Genomic DNA, 23964 nt, shown 5'->3' with positions numbered 1-23964 from the left:
ACTCCCGCATCGGATCCGGAACCCCTCGGTCGCGCCCCCGACCGCGTCCTCACCGCGTCTCCGAGCCCTCCGGAACCGCGTGCCGTCCCGTCAGGAGGACACCATGGAGCCCAGCTCGAGGATCAGCACCGAGCGGATCGAGCCCGACATCGTGGTGATCCGCCCCGTCGGCCGGCTCGACCTGTCCACGGCGTGGGAGCTCGAAGCGGTCCTCCAGCGCGCGCTCGAGGCGGGAGAGGTCCGCGTGGTCGTCGACCTGGCGTCGGTCGAGTTCCTCGACTCATCGGGGCTCGGCGTCCTCGTCGCCGGCCTCAAGGAGGCGCGGAAGGCGGGCGGCGAGCTGCGCGTGGCCGCCGCCGGCGAGCAGCCCGCCATGGTGCTCGGCCTGTCCAACCTCGACCGCCTTCTCGGGAGCGCAGAGACCGTCGAGGAGGCCTACCGTGCCTGAGCGCTCCTTCGTCGTGCGCACGCCGCCCGAGGACGGCGTCACCGCCGTCCACGAGGCGCTCGAGGAGCTGTGGCTCGAAGAGCCGGGCGTCGCGCCGGTCGACCGGATGTCGTTCGAGACCGCGCTGGTCGAGCTGACCTCGAACATCGTCCAGCACGCCCGGTCGTACCGGCACATCATCTGCCTGGTCGAGATCCGCGTCGACGCGACCGAGCTGCGGGCCTCGCTCAACGACTCCGCCGAGGAGGCGCCCGCCGAGGTCGCCGACCCCCGCGACATGCCGGACGAGTGGGACGAGGCCGGCCGCGGCATCCCGTTCATCCACGCCCTCGTCACCGAGTTCTCCTACCGCAGGGTCGATGGGCAGAACCTCTGGGCGCTCGCCCGGACCCGCACGTGAGCGGGCCGTCCGAGCGCGCCCGCCTCGCTGCGGTCGCCGAGCTCGGGGTCGGCCTGAGCACCCCCCAGGAGCGCTTCGACAGGATCACCCGCGTCGCTCGCCGGCTCCTGCGCGTCCCCCTCGCCGAGATCAACATCCTCGAGGAGACGACGCAGTTCACGAAGTCGCCCCAGCGCTCGGCGCGGGCGAGCAGGATGCTGCGCGCCGACTCGATGTGCGACGTCACGGTCCAGCAGGGCGACATCCTCGTCGTCGAGGACGCCACCGCCGATCCGCGGTTCGCCGACCGCGGCGTGGTCACCGGATCCCCCCACGTGCGCTTCTACGCGGGCCGCCCGCTCGTCGTCGGGGACGGCCTCCGCGTCGGCACGATCTGCATCATCGACAGCGAGGTGCGCGGCTTCTCGGAGGAGGAGCGCGAGATCCTCGAGGACCTCGGCCGGTGGGCGGAGCGGGAGCTGGGCGAGATCGCCTTCTCCGGACGCGCGAGCGAGACGCAGGAGCGGCTCTGGCCCGAGCGCCTCGACCTCGGCGAGTGGAGCCTCGACTCGCTGACCACGCCGCTGCACGACGTCGCCGGCGACTACACGGCGTGGCGCCGCAGCGGGGACGACCTCTCCCTCGAGCTGGTCGACGTGATGGGCAAGGGAGTGTCGGCGGCGATCATCGCCTCCGCGATCCGCTCCGCGTTCCAGGCTCGGCCGGAGCTCTCCCCCGCGGCGGCCGTCGAGGCCGTGAACCGCCAGCTCCTGCCCGATCTGACCGCGACCGGGATGTTCGCCACCGCGCTGATCGCCCGGGTCGACCTCGCGAGCGGCGCCGTCGCGTTCGTGGACAGCGGCCACGGCCTCACCCTCCTCCTCCGCGCCGACGGCACCACGGAGCGGCTCGCCTCCACAGGCGTCCCGCTCGGCATCGCCGCCGACGTCTCCTGGGAGGAGGAGCAGCGCGTGCTCGCCCCCGGCGACGCGCTCTTCTCCTGCAGCGACGGCCTTCTCGACGTCTTCGGCGGGCGGCTCGACGCGCTCGACCGCCTCGCCGAGCTGGTGCGGAGCAACGACGACCCCGCTCTCTTCGAACGTCTGCACGCTCTCGCAGACGACGCGCACGACGATGTGACAGCGTTGGTGCTGCGGCGCACCGCAGCGCCCGACCCCTCCTGATCCTGATCGAAAGGACCTCCCCCATGCCTGGTGCACTCGTCCTCGCCGGCGGCGGCCTCGCCGGAATCGCCTGGGAGCTCGGCGTCCTCCGCGGCCTCGCCGACGCCTCCCCCGAGGCGGCCCGCCTCCTGCTCGACGTGTCGACGACCTTCATCGGCACCTCCGCCGGCTCCGCGGTCGCCGCGCAGCTGAGCACCGGGACCGGCCTCGACGAGTCGTACGAGTCCCAGCTCCAGGAGGAGTCCGCCGAGATCGGAGCGGACGTCGACGGCGAGCGCCTCCAGGCCCTCTTCGCCGCGGCCGTCGAGGGCGCGACCTCGCCCCAGGACGCGCGGCGCCGCATCGGCACCCTCGCGCTCGAGGCCGAGACGCTCCCCGAGGACACCCGCCGGGCCGTCATCTCTGCCCGCGTGGGCGACGCCGACTGGCCCGAGCAGCGTCTGCTCATCACCGCGGTCGACACGGCCACCGGCGAGCTGCGCGTGTTCGACCGCGAGAGCGGCGTCGGCCTCGTCGACGCGATCTCCGCCAGCTGCGCCGTCCCCGGGGTCTGGCCTCCCGTCAGCATCGACGGCGTCCGCTACATGGACGGCGGCGTGCGCTCCGGCAGCAACGCCGACCTCGCCGCGGGAGCCGACTGGGTCCTGATCGTCACTCCGCTGCCGGGCGTCGGCACGCCCGGCGCGGGCCTCGTCCCGACCGGCGAGCTCGACGCTCTCGCGGACTCGCGGGTCGAGGTGCTCTACGCCGACGAGGAGTCGGTGCGCGCCTTCGGCCCGAACTCGCTCGACCCGGCCGTCCGCGCCGCCTCCGCCCGCGCCGGACGTGCCCAGGGCGCCCGTCTCGCCTCGAGGATCGCCGCGCTGGTCGGCGCCGAGTAGCCGGTCTCAGCGCCGCACGCTGTAGCGCGTGAAGACCGTTCCGTCGGCGAAGCGGTGCTCCTCGCGCAGGTCGAGGCGCGCGTGGAACCCGCACGGGAGGAAGTGGGTCCCGCCGCCCACCGCCACCGGCACCGTGTAGACCTGCACCTCGTCGACGATCCCGGCGAGCAGCGCGTGTCGGGCCAGGGTCGGCCCGCCGATCGAGACGTCGTGGTCGGCGGCGCCGACCTGCGCGGCGACGACGACCGGGTCGAACCCGTTCTCGACGCGGGTGCGGCGGGTGTCGGCCGACTCCAGCGTGGTCGAGTACACGACTTTGTCGGCCGCCCGCCACATCTCCTGGAAGTCGCGGATGAACGCGAACTCCTCCGCGAGGGCCCAGGTCTGCTCCCACGCGCGCATCACCTCGTACATGCGCCGCCCGTACAGGTACGTGCGCACCCGCCCCTCGCGCTCCGTGATGAAGCGGTGCACGGCGGGTCGCGGCTCCGCCCAGGCGAATCCGCCGTCCGCGTCGTTCACGTAGCCGTCGAGCGACGCGATCGAGCTGTAGATGAGCGCGCCCACGTCGGCCTCTCTCCGTGGCCGGCTTCGGGACCGCCCACGGGCGCGAACGTAGGCCTCCCGCCTCCGTCCGGCAATGTCCGCCGGGGAGTTTGGCGCGGATCGACGGGTCGACGCGGCTCCCGCCGGCGCTCCCGGCGGTCGGCGCCCCCTCCTGGACCGCGTACCGTGGTCGTGCCGCAGGGAGCGGCCGTGAAGGGTTCGGGATGAAGATCAGCCAGCTGCACCATTTCGTGGCGGTCGCCGAGGAGCTGCACTTCGTGCGCGCCGCCGAGCGTCTCGGCATCTCACGGCAGAAGCTCGACTCTTCCGTCGCCGCGGTCGAGCTCGACCTCGGCAAGCCGCTCTTCGAGCCCGGTGCCGCCGCGACGACCCTCACCGCGGCCGGGCGGCAGCGCCTCGCCTCGGCCCGCGAGGAGCTGGCCGCTCTCGGCGACGAGCCGGAGGCGGCTCCGAAGTCGGGAGGCAAGGCCAAGGCCTCCAAGGGGACCGGCCGGGCCCCGATCGTGAAGGGCCAGCCGAAGCCCTACAAGCGCCGCCAGTCCCGCTGACGCGGAGCTCCGACCGCCTGAGGGGGTGGGCCCTACCGGGCTCGAACCGATGACATCCACGGTGTAAACGTGGCGCTCTACCAACTGAGCTAAAGGCCCCCGTCGCGGGCGCACCCGCGGACGATCGACACGATCCTACGGCAGGCGGAGCGGCCCCCTGCGGGCACTAGCCTCGGCACATGACCGCCGACAGCGACTCCCGGGCGAGACGGCGCGCCGAGAGCCGCTGGCCCGCCTCCGCCGCGATCCTCGTGGCTGTCGCCCTGAACGTGGCCGGTCACAGCGCCGACACCTCGGTCGTCCGCCTCGTCGCCGCCGGCATCACGCTCGCTCTGCTCGTGCCCCTGTTCGTCGTCAACCCGCGCCGCCTCGACAGCGAGACGCGCTGGTCGCGCGGGGTCTCCATCGCCCTGGCGGTCGTGCTCGCCGTCGCGAACCAGGTGAACGTGGTCGCCGTGGTCGTCGACCTCGTCGACGGGACGGCCGACGGCCCGCCGCTGCTGCTCACCGCGCTCCAGGTCTGGGTCACCAACGTCGTCGCGTACGCGCTGCTGTTCTGGGAGCTCGACCGCGGCGGTCCGGTCGCCCGCGGAACGCTCCCCCGCACCGAGCTGCCGGCGGCCGACTTCGCCTTCCCGCAGGACACCTACCGAAACACCGCGCCCGAGGTCGCCGCGACCTCCTCCGAGCGCGCCGACTGGCGGCCCGGCTTCGTCGACTACCTCTCGGTCTCGACGACGAACACCATGGCGTTCAGCCCGACCGACACGATGCCGCTCTCGAGCCGGATGAAGCTCCTGATGATCGCCGAGGCGTTCACCGGCTTCGTCCTGCTGGCCCTCGTGATCTCGCGGGCCGTCAACATCCTCAGCTGAGGACCGGCGCGATCGGCCTCCGGAGGGTCAGACGTGCGCGGGGGCGAGCGCGTCGATCGCGGCGCGGTAGGCGTCGATCGAGCGCGGCTCGCCCGGGGCCGTCATGAACGTGTCCCGGATGACGCCGGCCTTGTCGATGAGGAAGGTCGCGCGGGTCGCGTAGCCCTTCGCCTCGGTGAACACGCCGTACTGCTTGGCGACGTCGCCGTGCGGCCAGAAGTCGGAGAGGAGCGTGAAGTCGTAGCCCTGCTTCTCGCCCCAGGCGCGCAGCGTGTGCTTGGAGTCGACCGAGATGCCGATCAGCTCCACGTCGGCGTGCTCGAAGAGGGAGAGGTTCTCGCGCAGCGCGCAGAACTCGCCGGTGCAGGTGCCGGAGAAGGCGAGGGGGAAGAACACGAGGGCGACGTTGCGCCGCCCGTGGAAGTCGCCCAGCTGGATGCGCTCGCCGTACTGGTTCGCGAGTTCGAAGTCGGGAGCCAGGGTCAGCTTCTCGAGAGCCATCGGTCCGATGTCCTTCCGTGCGCACGAGAGTCGCGCGAGCACGAGGGGCAATGCTAGACCCGCTCCGCGCAGACTCCAAGGAACAGCCCGTCTCGCCCGATCGCGGGCCGGTCGACGCGTCCCGTCTGGCGCTCTCCTACAGTCGACGGCGCCCATCCGTCGTGGATCACCACAGTGCGGTTCCAGGTTCGGGGCACAGGAATCGCTAGGCTGACGGAGGTGCCCGCGCGCGGCTCGTCATCCGAGCCCCGGATCCGCGGATCCGCACCGCTTCATGAGAGTGATGTCTCGGGCACGATCTGCCCCCAGAGAGAGGTCGAGGGTGACTGTTAACGATCAGGACCCGTATTCCGTCGGTCACGTGGACTCGGACCCCGAGGAAACGTCGGAGTGGAACGAGTCGCTCGATGCGCTCGTCGAGGAGCGGGGCCGGGGTCGCGGGCGCGACGTCATGCTCAGCCTCCTCAAGCGCTCCAAGGAGCTCCACCTCGGCGTGCCGATGGTGCCCACCACGGACTACATCAACACCATCGCGCCCGAGAACGAGCCCGACTTCCCGGGCGACGAGGACGTCGAGCGCCGCTACCGCGCGTGGATCCGCTGGAACGCGGCCATCCTCGTGCACCGCGCGCAGCGTCCCGGCATCGGGGTCGGCGGCCACATCTCGACGTACGCGTCGAGCGCCTCGCTATACGAGGTCGGCTTCAACCACTTCTTCCGCGGCCAGGACCACCCGGGCGGCGGCGACCAGATCTTCATCCAGGGCCACGCCTCCCCCGGCCCGTACGCGCGCGCCTTCCTCGAGGGACGCCTGAGCGAGCACCAGCTCGACGGCTTCCGCCAGGAGAAGTCGCACCAGGGGGGCGGGCTCTCCAGCTACCCGCACCCGCGCCTCATGCCGGAGTTCTGGCAGTTCCCCACGGTGTCGATGGGCCTCGGCCCGATCAACGCCATCTACCAGGCGCAGGCGAACAAGTACCTCACCAACCGCGGCATCAAGGACGCCTCCGACCAGCAGGTCTGGGCGTTCCTCGGCGACGGCGAGATGGACGAGGTCGAGTCGCGCGGTCAGCTCCAGGTCGCCGCGAACGACGGCCTCGACAACCTGAACTTCATCGTCAACTGCAACCTCCAGCGCCTCGACGGACCCGTGCGCGGCAACGGCAAGATCGTGCAGGAGCTCGAGTCGTACTTCCGCGGCGCGGGCTGGAACGTCATCAAGCTCATCTGGGGCCGCGAGTGGGACGACCTGCTCGCCCGCGACACCGAGGGCGCGCTGCTCGACCTGATGAACAAGACGCCCGACGGCGACTTCCAGACCTACAAGACGGAGGACGGCGCCTACGTCCGCGAGAACTTCTTCGGCCGCGACCCCCGCGCCAAGAAGCTCGTCGAGGGCTACTCCGACGAGCAGATCTGGGGCCTGCGCCGCGGCGGCCACGACTACCGCAAGATCTACGCGGCCATGAAGGCCGCGACCGAGCACAAGGGCCAGCCCACCGTCATCCTCGCCCACACCATCAAGGGCTACGGTCTCGGCCGCAGCTTCGAGGGCCGCAACGCGACCCACCAGATGAAGAAGATGACGCTGGACAACCTCAAGTCGTTCCGCGACACGATGCGCATCCCGATCACGGACGCGCAGCTCGAGGAGAACCCGTACCTCCCGCCGTACTACCACCCCGGTCAGAACGACGAGGCGATCGAGTACCTGCAGGAGCGCCGCCGCGCGCTCGGCGGCTACCTCCCCGAGCGCCGCTCCAAGTACACGCAGCTGAACCTCCCCGAGGACTCGGCGTACGCGGTCGGCAAGAAGGGCTCCGGGACGCAGGAGATCGCCACCACCATGGCGTTCGTCCGCATTTTGAAGGACATCCTCCGCTCGAAGGACTTCGGCAACCGCGTCGTCCCGATCATCCCGGACGAGGCGCGCACCTTCGGCATGGACGCGTTCTTCCCGAACGCGAAGATCTACAACCCCCGCGGCCAGCACTACACGTCGGTCGACCGCGAGCTCCTCCTGGCCTACAAGGAGAGCCCGCAGGGACAGATCCTCCACGTCGGCATCAACGAGGCGGGCGCCCTCGCGGCGTTCACCGCGATCGGCACCTCCTACTCGACGCAGGGCGAGCCGCTCATCCCGGTCTACGTCTTCTACTCGATGTTCGGGTTCCAGCGCACGGGCGACGCGATCTGGGCGGCCGGCGACATGATGTCGCGCGGCTTCATGATCGGCGCCACCGCGGGGCGCACCACGCTGACCGGTGAGGGCCTCCAGCACGCGGACGGGCACTCCCCGATCCTCGCGGCGACCAACCCGGCCGTCGTGAGCTACGACCCGGCCTACGGGTACGAGATCGCGCACATCGTGCAGTCCGGACTCGAGCGCATGTACGGCGGGAAGCACACCGACCCGAACGTCATGTACTACATCACGGTCTACAACGAGCCGATCGTGCAGCCGAAGGAGCCGGAGGACGTCGACGTCGAGGGCATCGTCCGCGGCATCCACCGCATCTCCTGGGGCCAGTGGGACGGGCCGAAGGCCCAGCTCCTCGCCTCGGGCGTCGCGGTGCCCTGGGCGATCGAGGCGCAGAAGCTCCTCGCCGAGGACTGGGGCGTCTCGGCGGACGTCTGGTCGGTCACCTCGTGGAACGAGTTGCGCCGCGACGGCATCAAGGCCGAGCAGCACAACTTCCTCCACCCCGAGGACGCCGAGCAGGTGCCGTACGTGACGCAGAAGCTGGCGGACGCGAAGGGTCCCTTCGTCGCCGTCTCGGACTTCTCGCACCAGGTCCCGGACCAGCTGCGCCAGTTCATCCCGGGCGACTTCGCGACGCTCGGCGCGGACGACTTCGGCTTCTCGGACACCCGTGCAGCGGCGCGGCGCTACTTCCAGATCGACGGCCCCTCGGTCGTCGTGCGGACGCTGCAGCTGCTCGCCAAGCGCGGCGAGGTCGACCCCTCGCTCGCGGTCCAGGCGATCGAGAAGTACCGCCTCCTCGACGTCAACGCCGGCACCACCGGCAACGCGGGCGGCGAGATCTGACGGACGAGTCCGTGCTCTCGCAGGAACCCGCTCCGTCGAGTGCGCGGGGTCCTGCTCCTGCGGCGGAGCGTCCGGCCACCCGGCCGGGCGCTCCCCGCACGAAGGAGCAGACCCTCGCCTGGCTGCGCACCCTCGCCGGGGAGCTCTCGACCCAGACGATCAAGCGCCTCGAGGACACGCTGCCCTGGTACGGCAGCATGCCCCCCGGCCGGCGCTCGGCGGTCGGCCTCGTCGCGCAGGCCGGCATCACGTCGTTCATCTCGTGGTTCGACGACCCGTCGGCCACGCCGTGGATCGCGGCGGATGTGTTCGGAGCAGCTCCCCGCGAGTTATTGCGCTCCGTGTCGCTGACGCAGACGCTGCAGCTGATCAAGGTGACCGTCGAGGTCGTCGAGGACCGGATCAAGAACGGCGGCGAGGACCTCCGCGAGGCGATCCTGCTCTACTCGCGCGAGATCGCCTTCGCCGCGGCCGACGTCTACGCGCGCGCCGCCGAGGCCCGCGGTCTCTGGGACGCGCGCCTGGAGGCGCTGGTCGTCGACTCGATCCTCACGGGCGAGGCCGACGACGAGCTGCCCAGCCGCATCGCCGCCCTCGGCTGGCACGGCCACGGCGAGGTCGCCGTCCTGGTGGGCACCGCTCCCAAGATGCTCGACGTCGACCAGCTGCGCCGCACGGCCCGGCACATGGACGCCGACGTGCTGATCGGCGTGCAGGGCAGCCGTCTCGTCCTGGTCATCGGCCGCGCCGAGCCGAGCGAGAACGCGACGGAGGAGACCGGTCCGCCGGTCGCGTTCCTCGAGATCGCGGAGGCGCTCGAGCCCGGCTTCGGGACGGGCCACCTCGTCCTCGGCCACGAGGTGCCGACCCTGGTCGAAGCGTCTCGCAGCGCCCGCGCGGCACTCGCGGGGTTCGCGGTCGCCCGCTCCTGGCGGAACGCACCGCGACCGGTCAACGCCGACGACCTCCTTCCCGAGCGCGCCCTCGCCGGCGACCCGCTCGCCCGGCAGAGCCTCATCACGCAGATCTACCGGCCCCTGCAGAAGCACTCGACCGAGTTGCTGACCACGCTGTGGGCCTATCTCGACAACGGCCGCTCCCTCGAGGCGACCGCCCGCGAGCTGTTCGTGCATCCGAACACAGTGCGCTACCGCCTCAAGCGGGTCGCCGAGGTGATCGGCTGGGACGCGACGGGCGCCCGCGAGGCGCTCATCCTCCAGTCCGCCCTCATCCTCGGCTCCATGAGCGACCCGGACGGCGCCGTCCGCCGGAAGCCGTCCCGCCGCTGAGCCCCTCTGCTCACTGAAGCCCTCTGCTCACTGAAGCTCCCTGCTCACTGAAGCTCCCTGCTCGCTGAACCCCCCACCCCTGAACACTTGTAGACCCGCGACAAGCTCTTTGTGCTTTGTCAGTGGCTCCACGCGCCGCACGAGCGGGCGCAGATCGGAAGACTGGATACCGTGATCGTCGTCGTCGCCCCGGGTCAGGGCTCCCAGACCCCCGGATTCCTCGCGCCCTGGCTCGAGATCCCCTCCGTGGCCGAGCAGGTCGCCGCACACTCGGAGGCGGTCGGCATCGACCTCGCCGCGCACGGCACCGTCTCGGACGCGGACACCATCCGCGACACCGCGGTCGCCCAGCCCCTGATCGTCTCCGCGGGCCTCGTGAGCCTCGCCGCCCTCCTCGAGGGCGGACGCCGCGAGCGCATCGCGGGCATCGCCGGCCACTCGGTCGGCGAGATCACCGCGGCCGCCGGAGCCGGAGTCCTCACCGAGGCCGACGCGCTGGTGTTCGTCCGCGAGCGCGCCCGCGCCATGGCCGCTGCGGCCGCCGCCGAGCCGACCGCGATGAGCGCGGTCCTCGGCGGCGACGAGCAGGCGCTGATCACCCGGCTCGACGAGCTCGGCCTCGAGCCGGCCAACTACAACGGCGGCGGGCAGATCGTCGTCGCCGGGGCGGTCGACGCGCTCGAGGCCCTCAAGGCGGAGCCGCTGCGCGGGACCCGCGTGATCCCGCTGCAGGTGGCCGGTGCCTTCCACACCCGCTACATGGCGCCCGCCCGCGACTCCCTCGCCGGCGTCGCCTCCGGGCTGACCCCCTCCGACCCGACGCTCCGGCTCTGGACGAACCGCGACGGGTCGGTCGTCGACTCCGGCGCCGCGTTCCTCGAGCTGCTCGTCGGCCAGGTCGCCTCCCCCGTCCGCTGGGACCTCTGCATGGCGGCCTTCGCCGACGCGGGCGTCACCGGGATCATCGAGCTGGCACCCGCCGGCGCGCTGGTCGGCCTCGCCAAGCGCGGCCTCAAGGGCGTGCCGAGCATCGCCATCACGACCCCCGACGACGTGGACGCCGCCCGCGCCTTCCTCGACGAGCACGCCGCCTAGCAGGAGAGACCCCATGACGACCCCTTCCCTCACCCAGTCCAGCGGCAGCGCGTACACCCGGATCCTCGGCATCGGCGCGGCCCGCGGCGACCTCGTCGTCCCGAACGACGACCTGATCGAGCCGATCAACTCCTCCGACGAGTGGATCCGCCAGCGCACCGGCATCATCGAGCGCCGCCGCGCCTCCGCCGACGTCCACGCGGTCGACCTCGCGACCGCCGCCTCCCTCGAAGCGATCGAGAAGGCGGGCATCCGCCCGGACCAGATCGGCGTCGTGCTCGTCTCCACGATCAGCAACACCGTGCAGACCCCGTCGCTGGCCGCGCTCCTCGCCGACCGCATCGGCGCGAACCCCGCCCCGGCCTACGACATCTCGGCCGCCTGCGCCGGCTACACCTACGGCATCGCCCAGGCGGACTCCTTCATCCGCTCCGGCCTGGCCGAGTACGTGCTCGTCGTCGGAGCCGAGAAGCTGTCCGAGCTGGTCAAGCCGACCGACCGCAGCATCTCCTTCCTCCTCGGCGACGGCGCGGGCGCCGCGGTCGTCGGCCCCAGCGACTCCGCCGGCATCTCGAAGACCGTCTGGGGATCGGACGGCTCGAAGTGGGACACCGTCGGCATGGACAACCCGCTCGCGGCCTACCGCGACGGCACCGCCGAGTGGCCCACCCTCCGCCAGGACGGCCCGTCGGTCTTCCGCTGGGCGGTCTGGGAGATGGCCAAGGTCGCCAAGCAGGCGCTCGCGGAGGCGGGCGTCCAGCCCGAGGACCTCGCCGCCTTCATCCCGCACCAGGCGAACATGCGCATCATCGACGAGCTCGCGAAGCAGCTGAAGCTGCCCGAGACCGTCGCGATCGGCCGCGACATCGAGACCACCGGCAACACCTCCGCCGCGTCGATCCCGCTCGCCACCCACCGCCTGCTCGAGGAGCACCCGGAGCTGCACGGCGGACTCGCGCTGCAGATCGGCTTCGGCGCCGGACTGGTGTTCGGCGCGCAGGTCGTGGTGCTCCCCTGACCGGCGCGACCCCACCCCTAAACTGACCTACGGTCACTGACGAACACCCGAAGAACCCCCAAGGAGAGAACCATGGCACTGTCCAACGAAGAAGTCCTCGCCGGCCTGGCCGAGCTTGTCAACGACGAGACGGGCATCGCCACCGACTCCGTCGAGATGGACAAGTCGTTCACCGACGACCTCGACATCGACTCCATCTCGATGATGACCATCGTCGTCAACGCCGAGGAGAAGTTCGACGTGAAGATCCCGGACGACGAGGTCAAGAACCTCAAGACGGTCGGCGACGCGGTCCGCTTCATCGTCAAGGCGTCCGAGTAGTCGACGCCCGCGCACCCCGTCCTCGTGGCGGACACCCCGGCCGGCGACCGTCGGCCGGGGTGAGCCCGGCACCCATCCCCACGGAACAGAGAAGCTCGTCATGACCAAGAAGATCGTCGTCACCGGAATCGGTGCCAGCACTCCCCTCGGCGGGACCGCCCGGGAGTCCTGGAACGCACTCCTCGCCGGCGAATCAGGTGTCCGCTCCCTCGAGCAGGACTGGGTCGCCCAGTACGACATCCCGGTCACCTTCGCCGCCCAGGCCAAGGTGCGCCCGGAGGAGGTGCTCTCCCGCCCCGAGGCGAAGCGCCTCGACCCCTCCAGCCAGTTCGCGCTCATCTCGGCCCGCGAGGCCTGGGCCGACTCCGGCATCACCGACGTCGACCCGCTCCGCGTGGGCGTCGACTACTCGACCGGTATCGGCGGCCTCTGGACCCTCGTCGACGCGTGGGACACCCTCCGCGAGCGCGGTCCCCGCCGGGTCCTGCCGATGACCATCCCGATGCTCATGCCCAACGCGGCCGCCGCCGCGATCAGCATGGCCATCCCCTCCCGCGCCTACGCCCGCACCGACGTGTCGGCCTGCGCCTCCAGCACCGAGGCCCTCGCGAACGCCTACGAGCACATGCAGCTCGGCCTCGCCGACGTGGTCATCGCCGGCGGCACGGAGTCGGTCGTCCACCCGCTCCCGATCGCCGCCTTCGCGTCGATGCAGGCACTCTCGCGCCGCAACGACGACCCGGCGACCGCCTCGCGCCCCTACGACGTCTCCCGCGACGGCTTCGTCCTCGGAGAGGGCGCCGCGACGCTCATCCTCGAGACCGAGGAGCACGCCCTCGCCCGCGGAGCCCGCATCTACGCGGAGCTCGCCGGCGGCGCCGTCACCAGCGACTCGTACCACATCACCGCACCGGACCCCGAGGGCTCCGCCGCCGCCCGCGCCATGATCGGCGCCCTCGAGCAGGCCGGAGCAGCGCTCACCGACGTCACCCACGTCAACGCCCACGCGACGAGCACCCCGGTCGGCGACATCGCCGAGTACCGCGCCCTGCTGCGCGTCTTCGGCGACCACCTCCCGAACATCGCCGTCTCCGCGACCAAGGCGGCCACCGGCCACCTCCTCGGCGGCACCGGCGCGCTCGAGGCCATCTTCACCGTGCTCGCCCTCCACGAGCGCACCGCGCCCCCCACCATCAACCTCTTCGAGCAGGACCCCCAGATCCCCCTCGACGTCGTCACCAGCCCCCGCGCCCTCGGCGACGGACCGCTGGTCGCCATCTCGAACTCGTTCGGGTTCGGGGGGCACAATGCTGTTGCCGCTTTCCGGACGGTGTAGCGAGGCGTAGCCCCGCTCCACCGTGCGGAGAGCGGGCTGCGCCGCTCCTTGCGCGGCGCAGGCGCGTCCGCTGGGGAGGGGGGTCGGGTCTCCGAGGGCCGGTGCGGTGCGGCGACGGTGATCCGCTGGAACGCGGATCCCCGGATACGCCTCGTGTCGCGAGGGACCTGCACCACCGTGCGGGTGGGCGCTGGTGGCCACACCGTGCTGGTGGGAGCGCGGGCTTCGCCGCGACTCGGGTCGCATGCTCCGATCACGGAAGCTGTCCGAGTGGGAGCGCGGGCTTCGCCGCGACTCGGGTCGGACGCTTCGGTTCACGCAGCTGAGCTCGAGGGGAGCGCGGGCTTCGCCGCGGCTCGGTCCGATCGTGTCGTGCAGAAAATCGGTGCGGGCGACCGCGCAAGGACCACGCCGCCCTCTGCCGGCTCGTGTGGCCCTTGCCGACGTCCAGGTCGAAGATGCCTGAGGCGCGAGCAGCACCCGCGAGGCGTATCCGACGGTCGTCAGCTTATCCGCGTCGCCGAACGCGAGACGCCCTACGGAACCCGACCACCTCCCCGAGCCGACCGCGCGACGCCGCACAGGGAACGGCGTCGGATCAGCTCACCCGACCCCGTGCATCCAGACGACGGGGGCGAAATCGCCGCCGTAGCGGAAGGGCTCGAGCTCGTCCTCCCAGGCCTGGCCGAGGGCGAGACGCAGTTCGCGGTGCAGCTCGATGGGGTCGGCGCCGGCGAGCTCCATGGCGGAGCGGATGCGGTCCTCGGGCACGACGGTGTTCCCCGCGCTGTCGGTCTGGGCGTAGAAGATGCCGAGCTCGGGCGTGTGCATCCAGCGGCCGCCGTCGACGCCGGGCGAGGGCTCCTCGGTGACCTCGTAGCGGACGTCCGCCCAGCCGCGGAGGGCGGACGCGATGACCGCACCGGTTCCGACAGGGCCTTCCCAGGCGAACTCGGCGCGCAGCGTGCTGCGGAGCACGGGCTGCTCGATCCAGGCGAAGTTCACGGCACGACCGAGAGCGCGACCTGTCCCCCACTCGAGGTGGGGGCAGAGCGCGCGGGGGGCGGAGTGCACGAAGAGCACACCCCGAGTCTGCTGCGCCACCATGGTGTCCTCCGTTCGTCCCGGTGCGTCTTCCCCAACGACCCGGACCACGGAACACTCTGCGGTGCGCCTTCTTCGATTATGACGGTGGACGTGCCACCACGCCCGATCATGCAGGAGCGGCGGACCTCCGTCAAGGCGGCTCGCCGCGCCTGCTCGACCGGCCGCGTCCGGCTCCTGCCTATACTCGGGTCGTCCGCGCCGCCGGACGCCGCACACCGCCAGACGCCCGCCGGGAGGAGCACCGTGTCCGTCCGCGACGGTCTGCTCGCCCTGCTCACGCTCGGCCCCGCCTACGGCCTCCAGCTGCACGCCGAGCTCCTCGACCGTGCCGCGCACCGGCCGCGGGTCAACGTCGGCCAGATCTACTCGACGCTCGAGCGCCTGCGCGAGCGCGGCCTCGTCGTCTCGGCCGGGTCCACCGACGACGGCCTCCCCCTGCACGCGCTCACCGACGAGGGCCGCACGGAGGCCGCCGCCTGGCTGACGGGTGACGGAGCGTCCCCGGAGGAGGACTGGGACGACGTCCTCGACCGGGTGATGCTGGCGTCGAGCCTGTCCGGCGCCGACCTCGCCGCCGTCCTCGACGCGTACGAGAGCGCGCTGCCCGCCACCGCCGACGAGCAGGCGGAGGAGGAGGACCCGCACCCACAGCGCCGCCTCGCCGCGATCGCCGCCCGCGTGCGGGAGGAGTCCCTGCGTCGCCTCCTCGTGGCGGCCCGCGACGAGCTCACGGGCGACGGGCCGGGACGGGGCGTCCGCGGGTACGCCCTCGAGCGTCCCCGCCGGGGCCGTCGCGCCTCGAGCCGGGACGAGACAGGCACGGGTGCCGTCGCCTAGGGTGGTTCGCATGTCCCGCACCCCCCTCGGTCTCCGCGTCCCCTCCCGGGCGCGCCGGCGCCTCGTCGCCGCCGGAGCGGGCACGGTCCTCGTCCTGTGCGCCGCCCTCGCCGCACCGCTCTCCGCGTCCGCCGCCTACGACCCGTCCGACTACCCCTCGTGGTCCGATGTCGAAGCCGCGAAGTCGAGCGAGAGCGCCACCGCCGCCGAGGTCGACCGCATCACCGCCTTCCTCGCCGACCTGCGCGACCAGGCCGCCGCTCTCACCGACGCCGCCATCAGCCGCGCCGCCGAGGCGGACGCCGCGCAGAGCGCTCTCGACGAGGCGACCCAGCGCGTGAGCGCCCTGGAGGAGCGGGCCTCCGCCGCCCGCTCGGACGCCGACGCCGCGAAGGAGCAGGCCGGCCGCCTCGCCGCGCAGCTCTACCGCAACGGCGGGACCGATGCGACGCTGAACCTCCTCATCGGCGGCGACGAGTCGAGCGAGCTGCTCTACCGCCTCGGCACCATGACGCAGCTCACCCAGCAGACCAGCCGGCTCCAGACCGCGGCGCAGTCGACCGAGAACCAGGCCGTCTCCCTCGCCGCCCAGGCCGAGCAGGCCCGGGGCGAGCGCGTCTCCCTCGCCTCTGCCGCGGCCGACGCGCTCTCGGCCGCCCGCTCCGCTCAGGCCGAGGCCGACGCCAAGGTCGCCGACCAGGAGAAGTACAGCCAGGAGCTCTACACCCAGCTCGCCTCGCTCAAGAACACCACCGCCGAGATCGAGCGGGAGTACGCCGACGGCCAGGACGCGAAGTCGGCCTTCGAGGAGCAGCAGCGCCTCTCCCGCCTCGCCGCCGAGGCCGAGGCCGCCCGCCAGCGCTCGGCGTCGGCCCCCGCCGCGGCCGCGGCTCCGGCAGCGCCCTCCAACAGCGGTGGCGGCGGCGGCCCGGTCGAGCTCGGCGACGACGACCCGACGGGCGCGCGCAACAGCTCCGCCAAGACCATCGCCGCCCTCGGCACCTACGCCGGCCGCACCGACGGCCTCTCCCCCGCGCAGGCCCAGGCCTACGCCCGCACCGCCGTCGGCCGCTTCGGCTGGGGCGCGGACCAGGTCGACCGATGCCTCATCCCGCTGTGGAACGGCGAATCGGGATGGCGCTGGAACGCGTTGAACCGCTCCTCCGGCGCCTACGGCATCCCCCAGGCCCTGCCGGCGAGCAAGATGGCCAACTCGGGAGCCGACTACCAGACGAACGCGGCGACGCAGGTCGACTGGGGGCTCTCCTACATCAAGAGCGCTTACGGCTCGCCCTGCAACGCGTGGTCGAGCTGGAACAGCCGCTCGCCGCACTGGTACTGAGCCCGCGCCTCACTTCGCCTGGTCGTAGGAGTCGACCACGGCGACGGTGACCGGGAAGTCGACCTCGCCCTCCCCGAAGAGCGAGCGTCCGGCGCGCACCGCCGCCTCGCGGACGATCGCGGCGACCCGCTCGCCGGCGTCGGCGGGAGCGTGCACGATCACCTCGTCGTGCAGGAAGTAGACGAGGTGCGCCCGGCCGACCGCGCCGCCCTCAGCTCGCAGTCGTGCCCGCAGCTCGCCCATCCAGCACAACGCCCACTCGGCCGCGGTCCCCTGCACCACGAAGTTGCGGGTGAAGCGCCCCCACTCGCGCGCTCGCGCCGCATCGGTCGAGAGCCCCTCGGGCCCGGGAGGCGAGCTGCGCCCGAGCCGCGTCGAGACGCTCTCGCCGCGCTTCCCCGCCCGCGCCGCCGCCTCGACGTGTGCGACCGAGCGCGGGTAGGCGCGGGCCAGCCTCGGGAGCAGCCGCCCGGCCTCGCCGCTCGTCGCTCCGTACATCGCCCCCAGCATCGCGACCTTCGCCCGCGGTCGATCGGGGACCACGCCGGCGTCGACGATGCCCTGGTAGAGGTCGCGGCCCCGCCCCGCGGCGGCCATGGCCGAGTCGCCCGAGAGCGCGGCGAGGATGCGCGGCTCGAGCTGCGCCGCATCCGCGACCACGAGGCTCCAGCCCGTGTCCGCGGTGACCGCGGCGCGGATCTGCCGCGGCAGCTGCAGCGCCCCTCCGCCCGAGGTCGCCCAGCGGCCGGTGACGACGCCGCCCACCACGTACTCCGGGCGGAACCGCCCGTCGCGCACCCACGCGTCGAGCCAGGCCCAGCCGTTGGCGGTGAGGAGGCGGGAGAGCTTCTTGTACTCCAGGAGCGGCGGCACCGCGGGGTGCTCGATGGACTGCAGCTCCCAGGAGCGCGTCGACTCGACCGGCAGTCCCGCGCGCCGCAGCGCCTTGAGGAGCTCGGCGGGCGAGTCGGGGTTGAGCTCGGGCGCGCCGAGCGCGTCGCGCAGGCGGCCGGCCAGCGCCTCCAGCCTGGCCGGGCGGCCGCCGAAGAGCGGGCGGGGGCCGAGCATCCCGGTGAGCACCCGGTCGTGCACGTCGGCGCGCCATGGCAGTCCTGCATGGGCGATCTCGCGCGCGATCAGCGCGCCGACGGACTCGGCGGCGAGCAGCAGGCGGAGCCGGCCGGCCTCGACGGCGCCGGCGAGCGCCTCCTCCTGACGGGCGAGCTCGAGGACGGGGTCGAGCCCGTCGGAGCCGCCCGCCGCCTCCTCGAACCCGATCAGCGTGTCCAGCGCGGCGGGGGCTGCGGCTCCCGCGTCCCACGGGTCGAGGGGCGAGCGCGCGAGAGCCGATCCGGCGGCGGCGACGGATCGGCGGAGGATCGCGCGGGCCAGCCGGAGGTCGTGGCACCGGGCGACGACCACCCCGGCCGACAGCAGTGCGGGGTACCACCGCGCGGTGTCGTCCCACACCCAGCGCGGGCGCTCCGGCTCCCGCTCCCGGACGAACGCCGCCAGCTCGCCCGGACCCCGACCGCTCCGGGCCTCGGCGCCGCCGACGGGGTCGACCGCCCGCCACGCCCCGGTGGGGCCGCCGACGAGTGCGAGGAGCATCGGGCCATTCTCCCCCGTGGCGGACACGGAGGCCGCCGTTGCCGGGACGGCCGGGCCCCTGATCGCGGGAGGAGTCACGGCGACGGCCGCGAGGGCGGGTAGCCGGGGAAGGGCTTCTCCTGCGCCGTCGGCGGCTGATGGGCCCACAGGGCGGCCGCGATGGTGTCCATCGAGCGGGAGTAGCCCACGAGCGTCCGCTTCTCCGGCTCGGCCGCCCAGGTGACCGCGCGGAACCAGGTCTCGCGGTACGGGCCGGTCTCGATGCGGCGCACCAGGCCGATCCTGCCGGTGCGCAGGGCGTCGACCATCACCCACTCGTCCTGCCCGCTGCTGCGCAGCATCTGGAGCGGACTCCACTCGATCATCGCGCCTCCCACCGGTCGATCCGCGGCCGTGGCGAGCACGAGCGCCGCGGCGTACACTCGCAGACTATCGAACACATGTTCGAACGGCCAACCGGGTCCGGCGAGTGAACGGGAGCACGACGATGGCGGTGATCGACGAGACGGCGCTGGTCTCGACCGACGGCGAGGGAGTGCCGATCGCGCTCGAGTGGCGGGGCGGGAGCTACCGCGTGACCGACCGGCCGACGGTGTGGACCTGCACGAGCGAGTGGTGGGCGCCCCTCGAGGGGTTCCCACCGACGTTCGGGCGCACGCCGGTGAGCATCGGCGGCTGGCGCTTCCAGGCGACGGACCTCGAGACCGGCGGAGCGTTCGTGCTCGACGTGGTCGCGTCGACGGAGCCGCAGTGGAGCGTGGTGCGGATCTACGAGTAGTGCCGGCGCGAGGCCGGCCGGGAGGCTACTTGTCGGCCGACCAGGGAGCCCGCGTCATGGCGATGAGAGCCGCGACTCCGGAGACGAGGCCGACACCGGCGATGGCGGACACGACGAGCCAGAGAACGAGTTCCATGCCGCCAGTCTACCGAGCCCCGGAGCGGATCCTCTCCGCCCCGCTTCCATCCCCCGGCTATGGAATAGCCTGGACAGAGTGACCGACGCCCCCACCCGCGCGAGTGTCGGACTGCGCTCGGAGCGCGGCCCGATCCTGCTGTCCCTGATGATCTCGACCGCTCTGGTCGCCCTCGACGCCACGATCCTCTCGACGGCCGTGCCGTCGATCGTCGCCGACCTCGGCGGCTTCGAGCAGTTCCCCTGGCTGTTCTCGATCTACCTGCTGGCCCAGGCCGTCTCCGTCCCCCTCTACGGCAAGCTCGCCGACGTGATCGGGCGCAAGCCCATCATGCTGATCGGCATCGCGCTGTTCCTGGTCGGCTCGCTCCTGTGCGGCCTCGCCTGGAGCATGCCCGCGCTCATCGCGTTCCGGGCTCTGCAGGGACTGGGGGCCGGAGCGATCCAGCCGATGGGCATCACCATCGCCGGCGACATCTACACGGTCGCCGAACGCGCGAAGACCCAGGGCTACCTGGCGAGCGTCTGGGGCATCTCCTCGGTCGTCGGGCCGACTCTCGGCGGCGTGCTCTCGGACCTGGGCGCCTGGCGCGGCATCTTCCTCGTCAACATCCCCCTGTGCCTCCTGGCGGCGTTCCTCCTGATCCGCAGCTTCCGCGAGACCACGCGGGGCGAGAAGCAGCGGATCGACGTGGCCGGCGCCTCCGTGCTCGCCGTCGGCACCGCGCTGCTCATCCTCGGACTGCTCGAGGGCGGCAGCGCCTGGCCGTGGCTCTCCCCCGCCGGAGTCGGCGTGTTCGTCGTCTCGGCCCTCGCGTTCGCCGGCTTCGTCGCGATCGAGCGGCGTGCGGCAGCCCCGGTCCTCCCCCTCTGGGTCCTCACGCGGCGCGTGCTGATCTCCACCAGCCTCGTCTCGGTGACCGTCGGCGCGATCACGCTCGGCGTCACCTCGTACTTCCCGACCTTCGCGCAGGGCGTTCTCGGCAGCTCCGCCCTCGGCGCGGGCTTCGCCGTCGCCGCGATGACGCTCGGCTGGCCGGTCGCGGCGAGCCTGTCGGGCCGGCTCTACCTGCGCATCGGCTTCCGCAACACCGGCTTCCTCGGAGCGGGGCTCGTCGTGATCGGCACGGCGCTGACCATCCTGCTCGGCTCCTCCTCGACGCTGTGGGAGATCGCCGGCTTCTGCGTGCTGATCGGCGCCGGCATGGGGCTCGTGGCGACTCCGACGCTGATCCGGGCGCAGTCGAGCGTCGACTGGAACGAGCGCGGAGTGGTCTCCTCGACCAACTTCTTCGCCCGGAACATCGGCAGCGCCGTCGCCGTGGCCGTCTTCGGCGCGATCGTGAACGCGAAGGCGGGCGGCGGCGTCCCCGCACCGGCGGACCTCGCCGAGGGCACCCGCTTCGTCTGCATCGCGCTCACGGTCCTCGCCGTGGGCATGCTCGCCGCGGTCTGGGCGATGCCGAAGGAAGGGCGCCCCGCGTCCGAGCGCGCCTAGCCCTCGCGTCGCGCCGCGGCCGTCGCCCGCAGGTGGTCGCGGTGGGTCCGACGCACCCGGTGCGTCCAGCGCTGCAGGGACGACCCCATCCCGGGGTGCCGCGCCAGCGTGTGCAGAGCGCGGTCGAAGCGGCGGAGCATGTCGGCGAAGGCGCCGAACGGGCGCGCCGAGATGCCGACCTCGAGGTGGCGGTCGAGCACGATCCGGTGCCGGAGTCCCAGGTGCACGCTGATCTCGACGTCGTCGTGCACGTAGGCGTCGTGCCGGTGCATCTCCTCCGCGATCTCCTCCCACGCCGACCGGCGGACGGCGCAGTTCGAGCCGAAGAGCGGCCAGTTGGCCAGCGCCGACCCCATCAGCACGAAGTAGGCGTCCATGTAGGCGACCCGCGCGATCACCCGGGCGATCGGACCGAGCTCGTCGAAGCGTCCGGGACCGGTCACCGCTCCGACCTCGGGATCGGCGAAGTGGCCGGCCAGGCGCGCCAGCCAGTCGGGTCCCGGGCGGGAGTCGGCGTCGAGCCGCGCGAGGACGTCGCCGTGCGCCTCGTCGAAGCCGTGCGCCGTGCTCGCCGGGATCCCGGCGCCGTCGTGCCGCACCACCCGCGCGCCCGCCGCCCGCGCGACGTCGGCGCTGTCGTCGGTGCTGCCGTCGTCGACGACGACGATCTCGAACGGAGCGAGCGTCTGCTCGCGGAGGAGCTCGAGCAGCTGCTCGAGGTGGCGGGCGTCGTCCTTCACGGGGACGACGACCGAGATGCGCCGGTGATCCATCCGCCCAGTCAACGCGATCGGGGCGCTCAGCGGGGACACCGCCACGCGTCACGCGCGAGCCCGGACCTGTCAACCGGCTCCCGAGCGCTCCGGAGCCGCTGATGGGATCGATCCGTGTCCGCCGGATCGGCGGCTCGATCGAGACAGGAGACGACATGACTCAGGGACCTCGGGACTTCCGGCCCACCCGTGCACTGGTGACCGCCTCGGACTCCGGCATCGGCCGGGCGACCGCGGTGGCACTGGCCGAGGCGGGAATGGACGTCGGCATCACCTGGCAAAGCGACGAGGAGGGCGCGCAGGGCACAGCGGAGGAGGTGCGCTCCCTCGGCCGGCGCGCCGAGATCGCGCGCCTCGACACGACGGATCTGGAGGGCGCGGGCGATGTGATCGACGACCTCGCGGATCGACTGGGCGGGCTCGACGTCGCCGTCAGCAATGCGGGCGGGGGTGGGGGCGAGCCCTTCCTCGAGCAGAGCCTCGACAGCTGGCGCTCGACCGTCGCCCTCAACCTCGACGGTGCTTTCGTCTGCCTCCAGCGCGCCGCGCGGCGCATGGCGGCCCAGGGCACGGGCGGCAGGATCATCGCGGTCACCAGTGTCCACGAGCACCAGCCGCGGGTCGGCTCCGTCGCCTACACCGCTGCCAAGCACGGGCTGGGCGGGCTGCTGAAGGTCGCCGCGCTCGAGCTCGGCTCCCTCGGCATCACTGTCAACGCCGTCGCCCCCGGAGAGATCGCCACGCCGATGAACGACGCCGAGGACGTGGACCCCTTCACGATCGACCGCCCCGGCATCCCTCTCGGCCGCCCCGGCGACGCCCGCGAGATCGCGGCGGTGGTCGCCTTCCTGGCCTCTCCCGCCGCCTCCTACATCACCGGATCCTCGTACGTCGTCGACGGCGGGATGCTGCAGATGGGGCCGCAGGCCGGCTCCCACCTCCGGCAGGACGACTGGCGCGAGGCCTGAGCCGCCGACCACGGCGCCCGCCCGCCGGGTACTCTCGAAGAGGTGCTCCGGCGGGCGGGGCGCTTGCTCCGGGATGTAGGTGACGCACGTGTGGTTCCGGCGTCGACGCAGGTTCAAGATGGAGCCGTACGACCCCGATGAGAACCCGTCGCGCGAGCCCGCCTCCGTCGAGGAGGCCGCCGAGGAGGGCCTGATGCTCGCGCAGTACGCGAGCCGGATGGCCGTGAAGAACCGGGTGCTGATGGACGGCCTCGGCGCCGACGTCCCCTTCGACTCGGGCCGCTACTCCGTGGTCGCCGCGGAGGAGCTCGAGAAGCTGGCGCGCGAGTCCGAGGCGGCCGCTGAGCGCCTCCGCGGCATCGCCGCCGACGTGACCTCGGTGGGCGGCCGCTCCGACCACGTGCACGACTACCGCTCGGCCGACGTCGACAACCTCGACCACCGCGAGCGGCTCTCGCTCCTCGTCGCCGACTCCCTCCACAGGCGGGCACAGGACGAGGAGTACCTCGCGAGGCTCGTCGACGACGCCCGTCAGGACGCGTGGCGCGAACTCGCGCAGTCGATCGAGGAGACCCTCGACCGCACCTCGCGGATCGACCCGGACGACGAGGAGTACCGCCGCGACCGCTCGGTGCGGATGGCGCTCGTGGTCGTCGACGACCTGGTCACGCTGGCGGAGGAGCGCGGCGTCAGCCTCGAGGACTGACGGGCCGGTCGCAGGACGGCGGCACGCGGTGCAGGGCTCAGGCCCAGCCGGCGCGGAACGACTCGGTCGCCTCGGCGGAGCGCTCCCGGACCGACTCCAGCAGCTCCTCCATGGTGGAGCTGCGGAGGAACGCGAGCCGGTCGAGCTCGGTGACCGGTGCGACGCCGGCGAGCTGCCAGGCGTGCGCGGCCGGATCCTCGGCGAGCTCGACGACCGCGCCGTAGCGCTGCTCGACGAACTCGCTCGCGACCGCCAGTGCCGTGCGGACCGCCGATTCCGCCGCGGCCAGCGCGGGGGCGTGCTTCTCGTCCCACTCCAGATCGGGCAGGAGCCGGACCTCGGCGCGCGGGTACGGGTCGTCCTCGTACCAGCGGACGACCTCGAAGCGCTCCTCGCCGACCGAGTCGAGCGTGACGAACGACTCCGCCCCGTCGATGTTCAGGATGCGCGCGCGGGCACCGACCGCGAACCGCTGGTCGCCGCCGCCCACCTCCTGGCCGCGCTCGATGAGCACGACGCCGAACGCGAGGGTCTCGTCCTCGAGGACGTCGCCGAGCATCCGCAGGTACCGCGGCTCGAACAGCCGGAGCGGGAGCGGCATGTGCGGCAGGAGCACGGAGCCGAGCGGGAACATCGGAAGGTCAGGCACAGGATCAGGCAATCACGTCGAGCGGGGAGCGGCCAGTACGGGCGCGGCGCGTCGGGACGTGCTAGCGCA

The 23964-nt window shown here is 72.5% G+C and carries 25 protein-coding genes and 1 tRNA gene; 18 read left to right on the top strand and 8 right to left on the bottom strand.

The window, feature by feature from the left end:
* Positions 1–103 precede the first annotated feature (103 nt).
* Genes C5D44_RS09495 through C5D44_RS09480 form a run of 4 tightly spaced genes read left to right on the top strand, consistent with a single transcriptional unit; the run spans position 104 to position 2892 of the window.
* A complete protein-coding gene (locus tag C5D44_RS09495) occupies positions 104–448 on the top strand; it encodes an STAS domain-containing protein (protein WP_104276783.1) in 345 nt (114 codons plus the stop codon).
* The gene (locus tag C5D44_RS09490) at positions 441–848 is read left to right on the top strand and encodes an ATP-binding protein (protein ID WP_104223473.1); all 408 of its coding nucleotides are present in this window, start codon (positions 441–443) and stop codon (positions 846–848) included. The genes C5D44_RS09495 and C5D44_RS09490 overlap by 8 nt, the downstream gene beginning before the upstream one ends.
* Positions 845–2011: a PP2C family protein-serine/threonine phosphatase gene (locus C5D44_RS09485; protein WP_181118480.1), complete on the top strand. Its 1167-nt coding sequence runs from the start codon at positions 845–847 to the stop codon at positions 2009–2011. Before C5D44_RS09490 ends, C5D44_RS09485 begins: the two co-directional genes overlap by 4 nt.
* 23 nt (positions 2012–2034) lie before the next feature.
* Positions 2035–2892 (top strand): patatin-like phospholipase family protein, encoded by an 858-nt coding sequence (locus C5D44_RS09480; RefSeq protein WP_104281495.1) that lies wholly within the window; start codon positions 2035–2037, stop codon positions 2890–2892.
* Positions 2893–2898: 6 nt separating this feature from the next.
* Here the strand turns inward: C5D44_RS09480 and C5D44_RS09475 are convergent, their stop codons facing one another.
* Complete coding sequence (locus C5D44_RS09475) at positions 2899–3459, bottom strand: dihydrofolate reductase family protein (RefSeq protein ID WP_104276787.1); 561 nt, start codon at positions 3457–3459, stop codon at positions 2899–2901.
* A 203-nt stretch (positions 3460–3662) separates the two neighbouring features.
* On the opposite strand from C5D44_RS09475, the gene C5D44_RS09470 reads away from it, so the two are divergent.
* Positions 3663–4007, top strand: a complete 345-nt coding sequence (locus C5D44_RS09470) for a LysR family transcriptional regulator (protein WP_104281494.1) — start codon at positions 3663–3665, stop codon at positions 4005–4007.
* 26 nt (positions 4008–4033) lie between these two features.
* On the opposite strand, the gene C5D44_RS09465 is transcribed toward C5D44_RS09470, so the two are convergent.
* Positions 4034–4106, bottom strand: a tRNA-Val gene (locus C5D44_RS09465).
* A gap of 80 nt (positions 4107–4186) precedes the next feature.
* On the opposite strand from C5D44_RS09465, the gene C5D44_RS09460 reads away from it, so the two are divergent.
* Positions 4187–4882: a hypothetical protein gene (locus tag C5D44_RS09460; RefSeq protein WP_104281493.1), complete on the top strand. Its 696-nt coding sequence runs from the start codon at positions 4187–4189 to the stop codon at positions 4880–4882.
* Positions 4883–4909: 27 nt separating this feature from the next.
* Here the strand turns inward: C5D44_RS09460 and C5D44_RS09455 are convergent, their stop codons facing one another.
* Positions 4910–5383, bottom strand: coding sequence for a peroxiredoxin (locus C5D44_RS09455; protein WP_104238203.1), 474 nt, complete (start codon positions 5381–5383; stop codon positions 4910–4912).
* A gap of 322 nt (positions 5384–5705) precedes the next feature.
* Here C5D44_RS09455 and aceE point away from each other — a divergent pair, with 322 nt between their 5' ends.
* The 6 genes from aceE (at position 5706) to C5D44_RS09425 (ending at position 13491) form a co-directional block, all read left to right on the top strand.
* Complete coding sequence (gene aceE, locus C5D44_RS09450; protein ID WP_104281492.1) at positions 5706–8432, top strand: pyruvate dehydrogenase (acetyl-transferring), homodimeric type; 2727 nt, start codon at positions 5706–5708, stop codon at positions 8430–8432.
* A gap of 122 nt (positions 8433–8554) precedes the next feature.
* Complete coding sequence (locus C5D44_RS09445) at positions 8555–9721, top strand: CdaR family transcriptional regulator (protein WP_181027189.1); 1167 nt, start codon at positions 8555–8557, stop codon at positions 9719–9721.
* A 171-nt stretch (positions 9722–9892) separates the two neighbouring features.
* The gene (locus C5D44_RS09440; RefSeq protein WP_104276790.1) at positions 9893–10816 is read left to right on the top strand and encodes an ACP S-malonyltransferase; all 924 of its coding nucleotides are present in this window, start codon (positions 9893–9895) and stop codon (positions 10814–10816) included.
* A gap of 13 nt (positions 10817–10829) precedes the next feature.
* Entirely contained in the window at positions 10830–11834 is a 1005-nt protein-coding gene (locus C5D44_RS09435) for a beta-ketoacyl-ACP synthase III (protein ID WP_104276791.1), read from the top strand.
* Positions 11835–11906: 72 nt separating this feature from the next.
* Positions 11907–12155 (top strand): acyl carrier protein, encoded by a 249-nt coding sequence (locus C5D44_RS09430; protein WP_104223463.1) that lies wholly within the window; start codon positions 11907–11909, stop codon positions 12153–12155.
* A gap of 100 nt (positions 12156–12255) precedes the next feature.
* A complete protein-coding gene (locus C5D44_RS09425) occupies positions 12256–13491 on the top strand; it encodes a beta-ketoacyl synthase (RefSeq protein ID WP_104281491.1) in 1236 nt (411 codons plus the stop codon).
* Between the two features lie 603 nt (positions 13492–14094).
* Here the strand turns inward: C5D44_RS09425 and C5D44_RS09420 are convergent.
* Positions 14095–14598 carry a DUF3145 domain-containing protein gene (locus tag C5D44_RS09420; RefSeq protein ID WP_104226674.1) on the bottom strand — a complete coding sequence of 168 codons (504 nt, stop codon included), beginning with the start codon at positions 14596–14598 and terminating at the stop codon, positions 14095–14097.
* A gap of 243 nt (positions 14599–14841) precedes the next feature.
* On the opposite strand from C5D44_RS09420, the gene C5D44_RS09415 reads away from it, so the two are divergent.
* Positions 14842–15435, top strand: a complete 594-nt coding sequence (locus C5D44_RS09415; protein WP_181110088.1) for a PadR family transcriptional regulator — start codon at positions 14842–14844, stop codon at positions 15433–15435.
* A gap of 10 nt (positions 15436–15445) precedes the next feature.
* Positions 15446–16777: a hypothetical protein gene (locus tag C5D44_RS17720; RefSeq protein WP_146088018.1), complete on the top strand. Its 1332-nt coding sequence runs from the start codon at positions 15446–15448 to the stop codon at positions 16775–16777.
* A 9-nt stretch (positions 16778–16786) separates the two neighbouring features.
* On the opposite strand, the gene C5D44_RS09405 is transcribed toward C5D44_RS17720, so the two are convergent.
* Both C5D44_RS09405 and C5D44_RS09400 read right to left on the bottom strand, forming a co-directional pair.
* Positions 16787–18388: a bifunctional 3'-5' exonuclease/DNA polymerase gene (locus C5D44_RS09405; protein ID WP_104281489.1), complete on the bottom strand. Its 1602-nt coding sequence runs from the start codon at positions 18386–18388 to the stop codon at positions 16787–16789.
* 74 nt (positions 18389–18462) lie between these two features.
* The gene (locus C5D44_RS09400) at positions 18463–18810 is read right to left on the bottom strand and encodes a hypothetical protein (protein ID WP_104281488.1); all 348 of its coding nucleotides are present in this window, start codon (positions 18808–18810) and stop codon (positions 18463–18465) included.
* Between the two features lie 47 nt (positions 18811–18857).
* On the opposite strand from C5D44_RS09400, the gene C5D44_RS09395 reads away from it, so the two are divergent.
* Both C5D44_RS09395 and C5D44_RS09390 read left to right on the top strand, forming a co-directional pair.
* Positions 18858–19166, top strand: coding sequence for a hypothetical protein (locus C5D44_RS09395; RefSeq protein ID WP_146088017.1), 309 nt, complete (start codon positions 18858–18860; stop codon positions 19164–19166).
* Positions 19167–19449: 283 nt separating this feature from the next.
* Positions 19450–20799, top strand: a complete 1350-nt coding sequence (locus tag C5D44_RS09390; protein WP_104276834.1) for an MFS transporter — start codon at positions 19450–19452, stop codon at positions 20797–20799.
* On the opposite strand, the gene C5D44_RS09385 is transcribed toward C5D44_RS09390, so the two are convergent.
* The gene (locus C5D44_RS09385; RefSeq protein WP_104281486.1) at positions 20796–21572 is read right to left on the bottom strand and encodes a glycosyltransferase family 2 protein; all 777 of its coding nucleotides are present in this window, start codon (positions 21570–21572) and stop codon (positions 20796–20798) included. The two genes, C5D44_RS09390 and C5D44_RS09385, sit on opposite strands and share 4 nt — an antisense overlap.
* Positions 21573–21727: 155 nt before the next feature.
* On the opposite strand from C5D44_RS09385, the gene C5D44_RS09380 reads away from it, so the two are divergent.
* A complete protein-coding gene (locus tag C5D44_RS09380) occupies positions 21728–22540 on the top strand; it encodes an SDR family oxidoreductase (protein WP_104281515.1) in 813 nt (270 codons plus the stop codon).
* Positions 22541–22658: 118 nt separating this feature from the next.
* Complete coding sequence (locus C5D44_RS09375) at positions 22659–23246, top strand: hypothetical protein (RefSeq protein WP_104276799.1); 588 nt, start codon at positions 22659–22661, stop codon at positions 23244–23246.
* A gap of 37 nt (positions 23247–23283) precedes the next feature.
* On the opposite strand, the gene C5D44_RS09370 is transcribed toward C5D44_RS09375, so the two are convergent.
* Entirely contained in the window at positions 23284–23895 is a 612-nt protein-coding gene (locus tag C5D44_RS09370) for an LON peptidase substrate-binding domain-containing protein (RefSeq protein WP_244229436.1), read from the bottom strand.
* Between the last annotated feature and the right edge of the window lie 69 nt (positions 23896–23964).

Origin of the sequence: Rathayibacter sp. AY1B5 (assembly GCF_002932795.1) — a bacterium.
Taxonomy (GTDB): domain Bacteria; phylum Actinomycetota; class Actinomycetes; order Actinomycetales; family Microbacteriaceae; genus Rathayibacter.
This window is presented reverse-complemented; position numbering and strand designations above follow the sequence as displayed.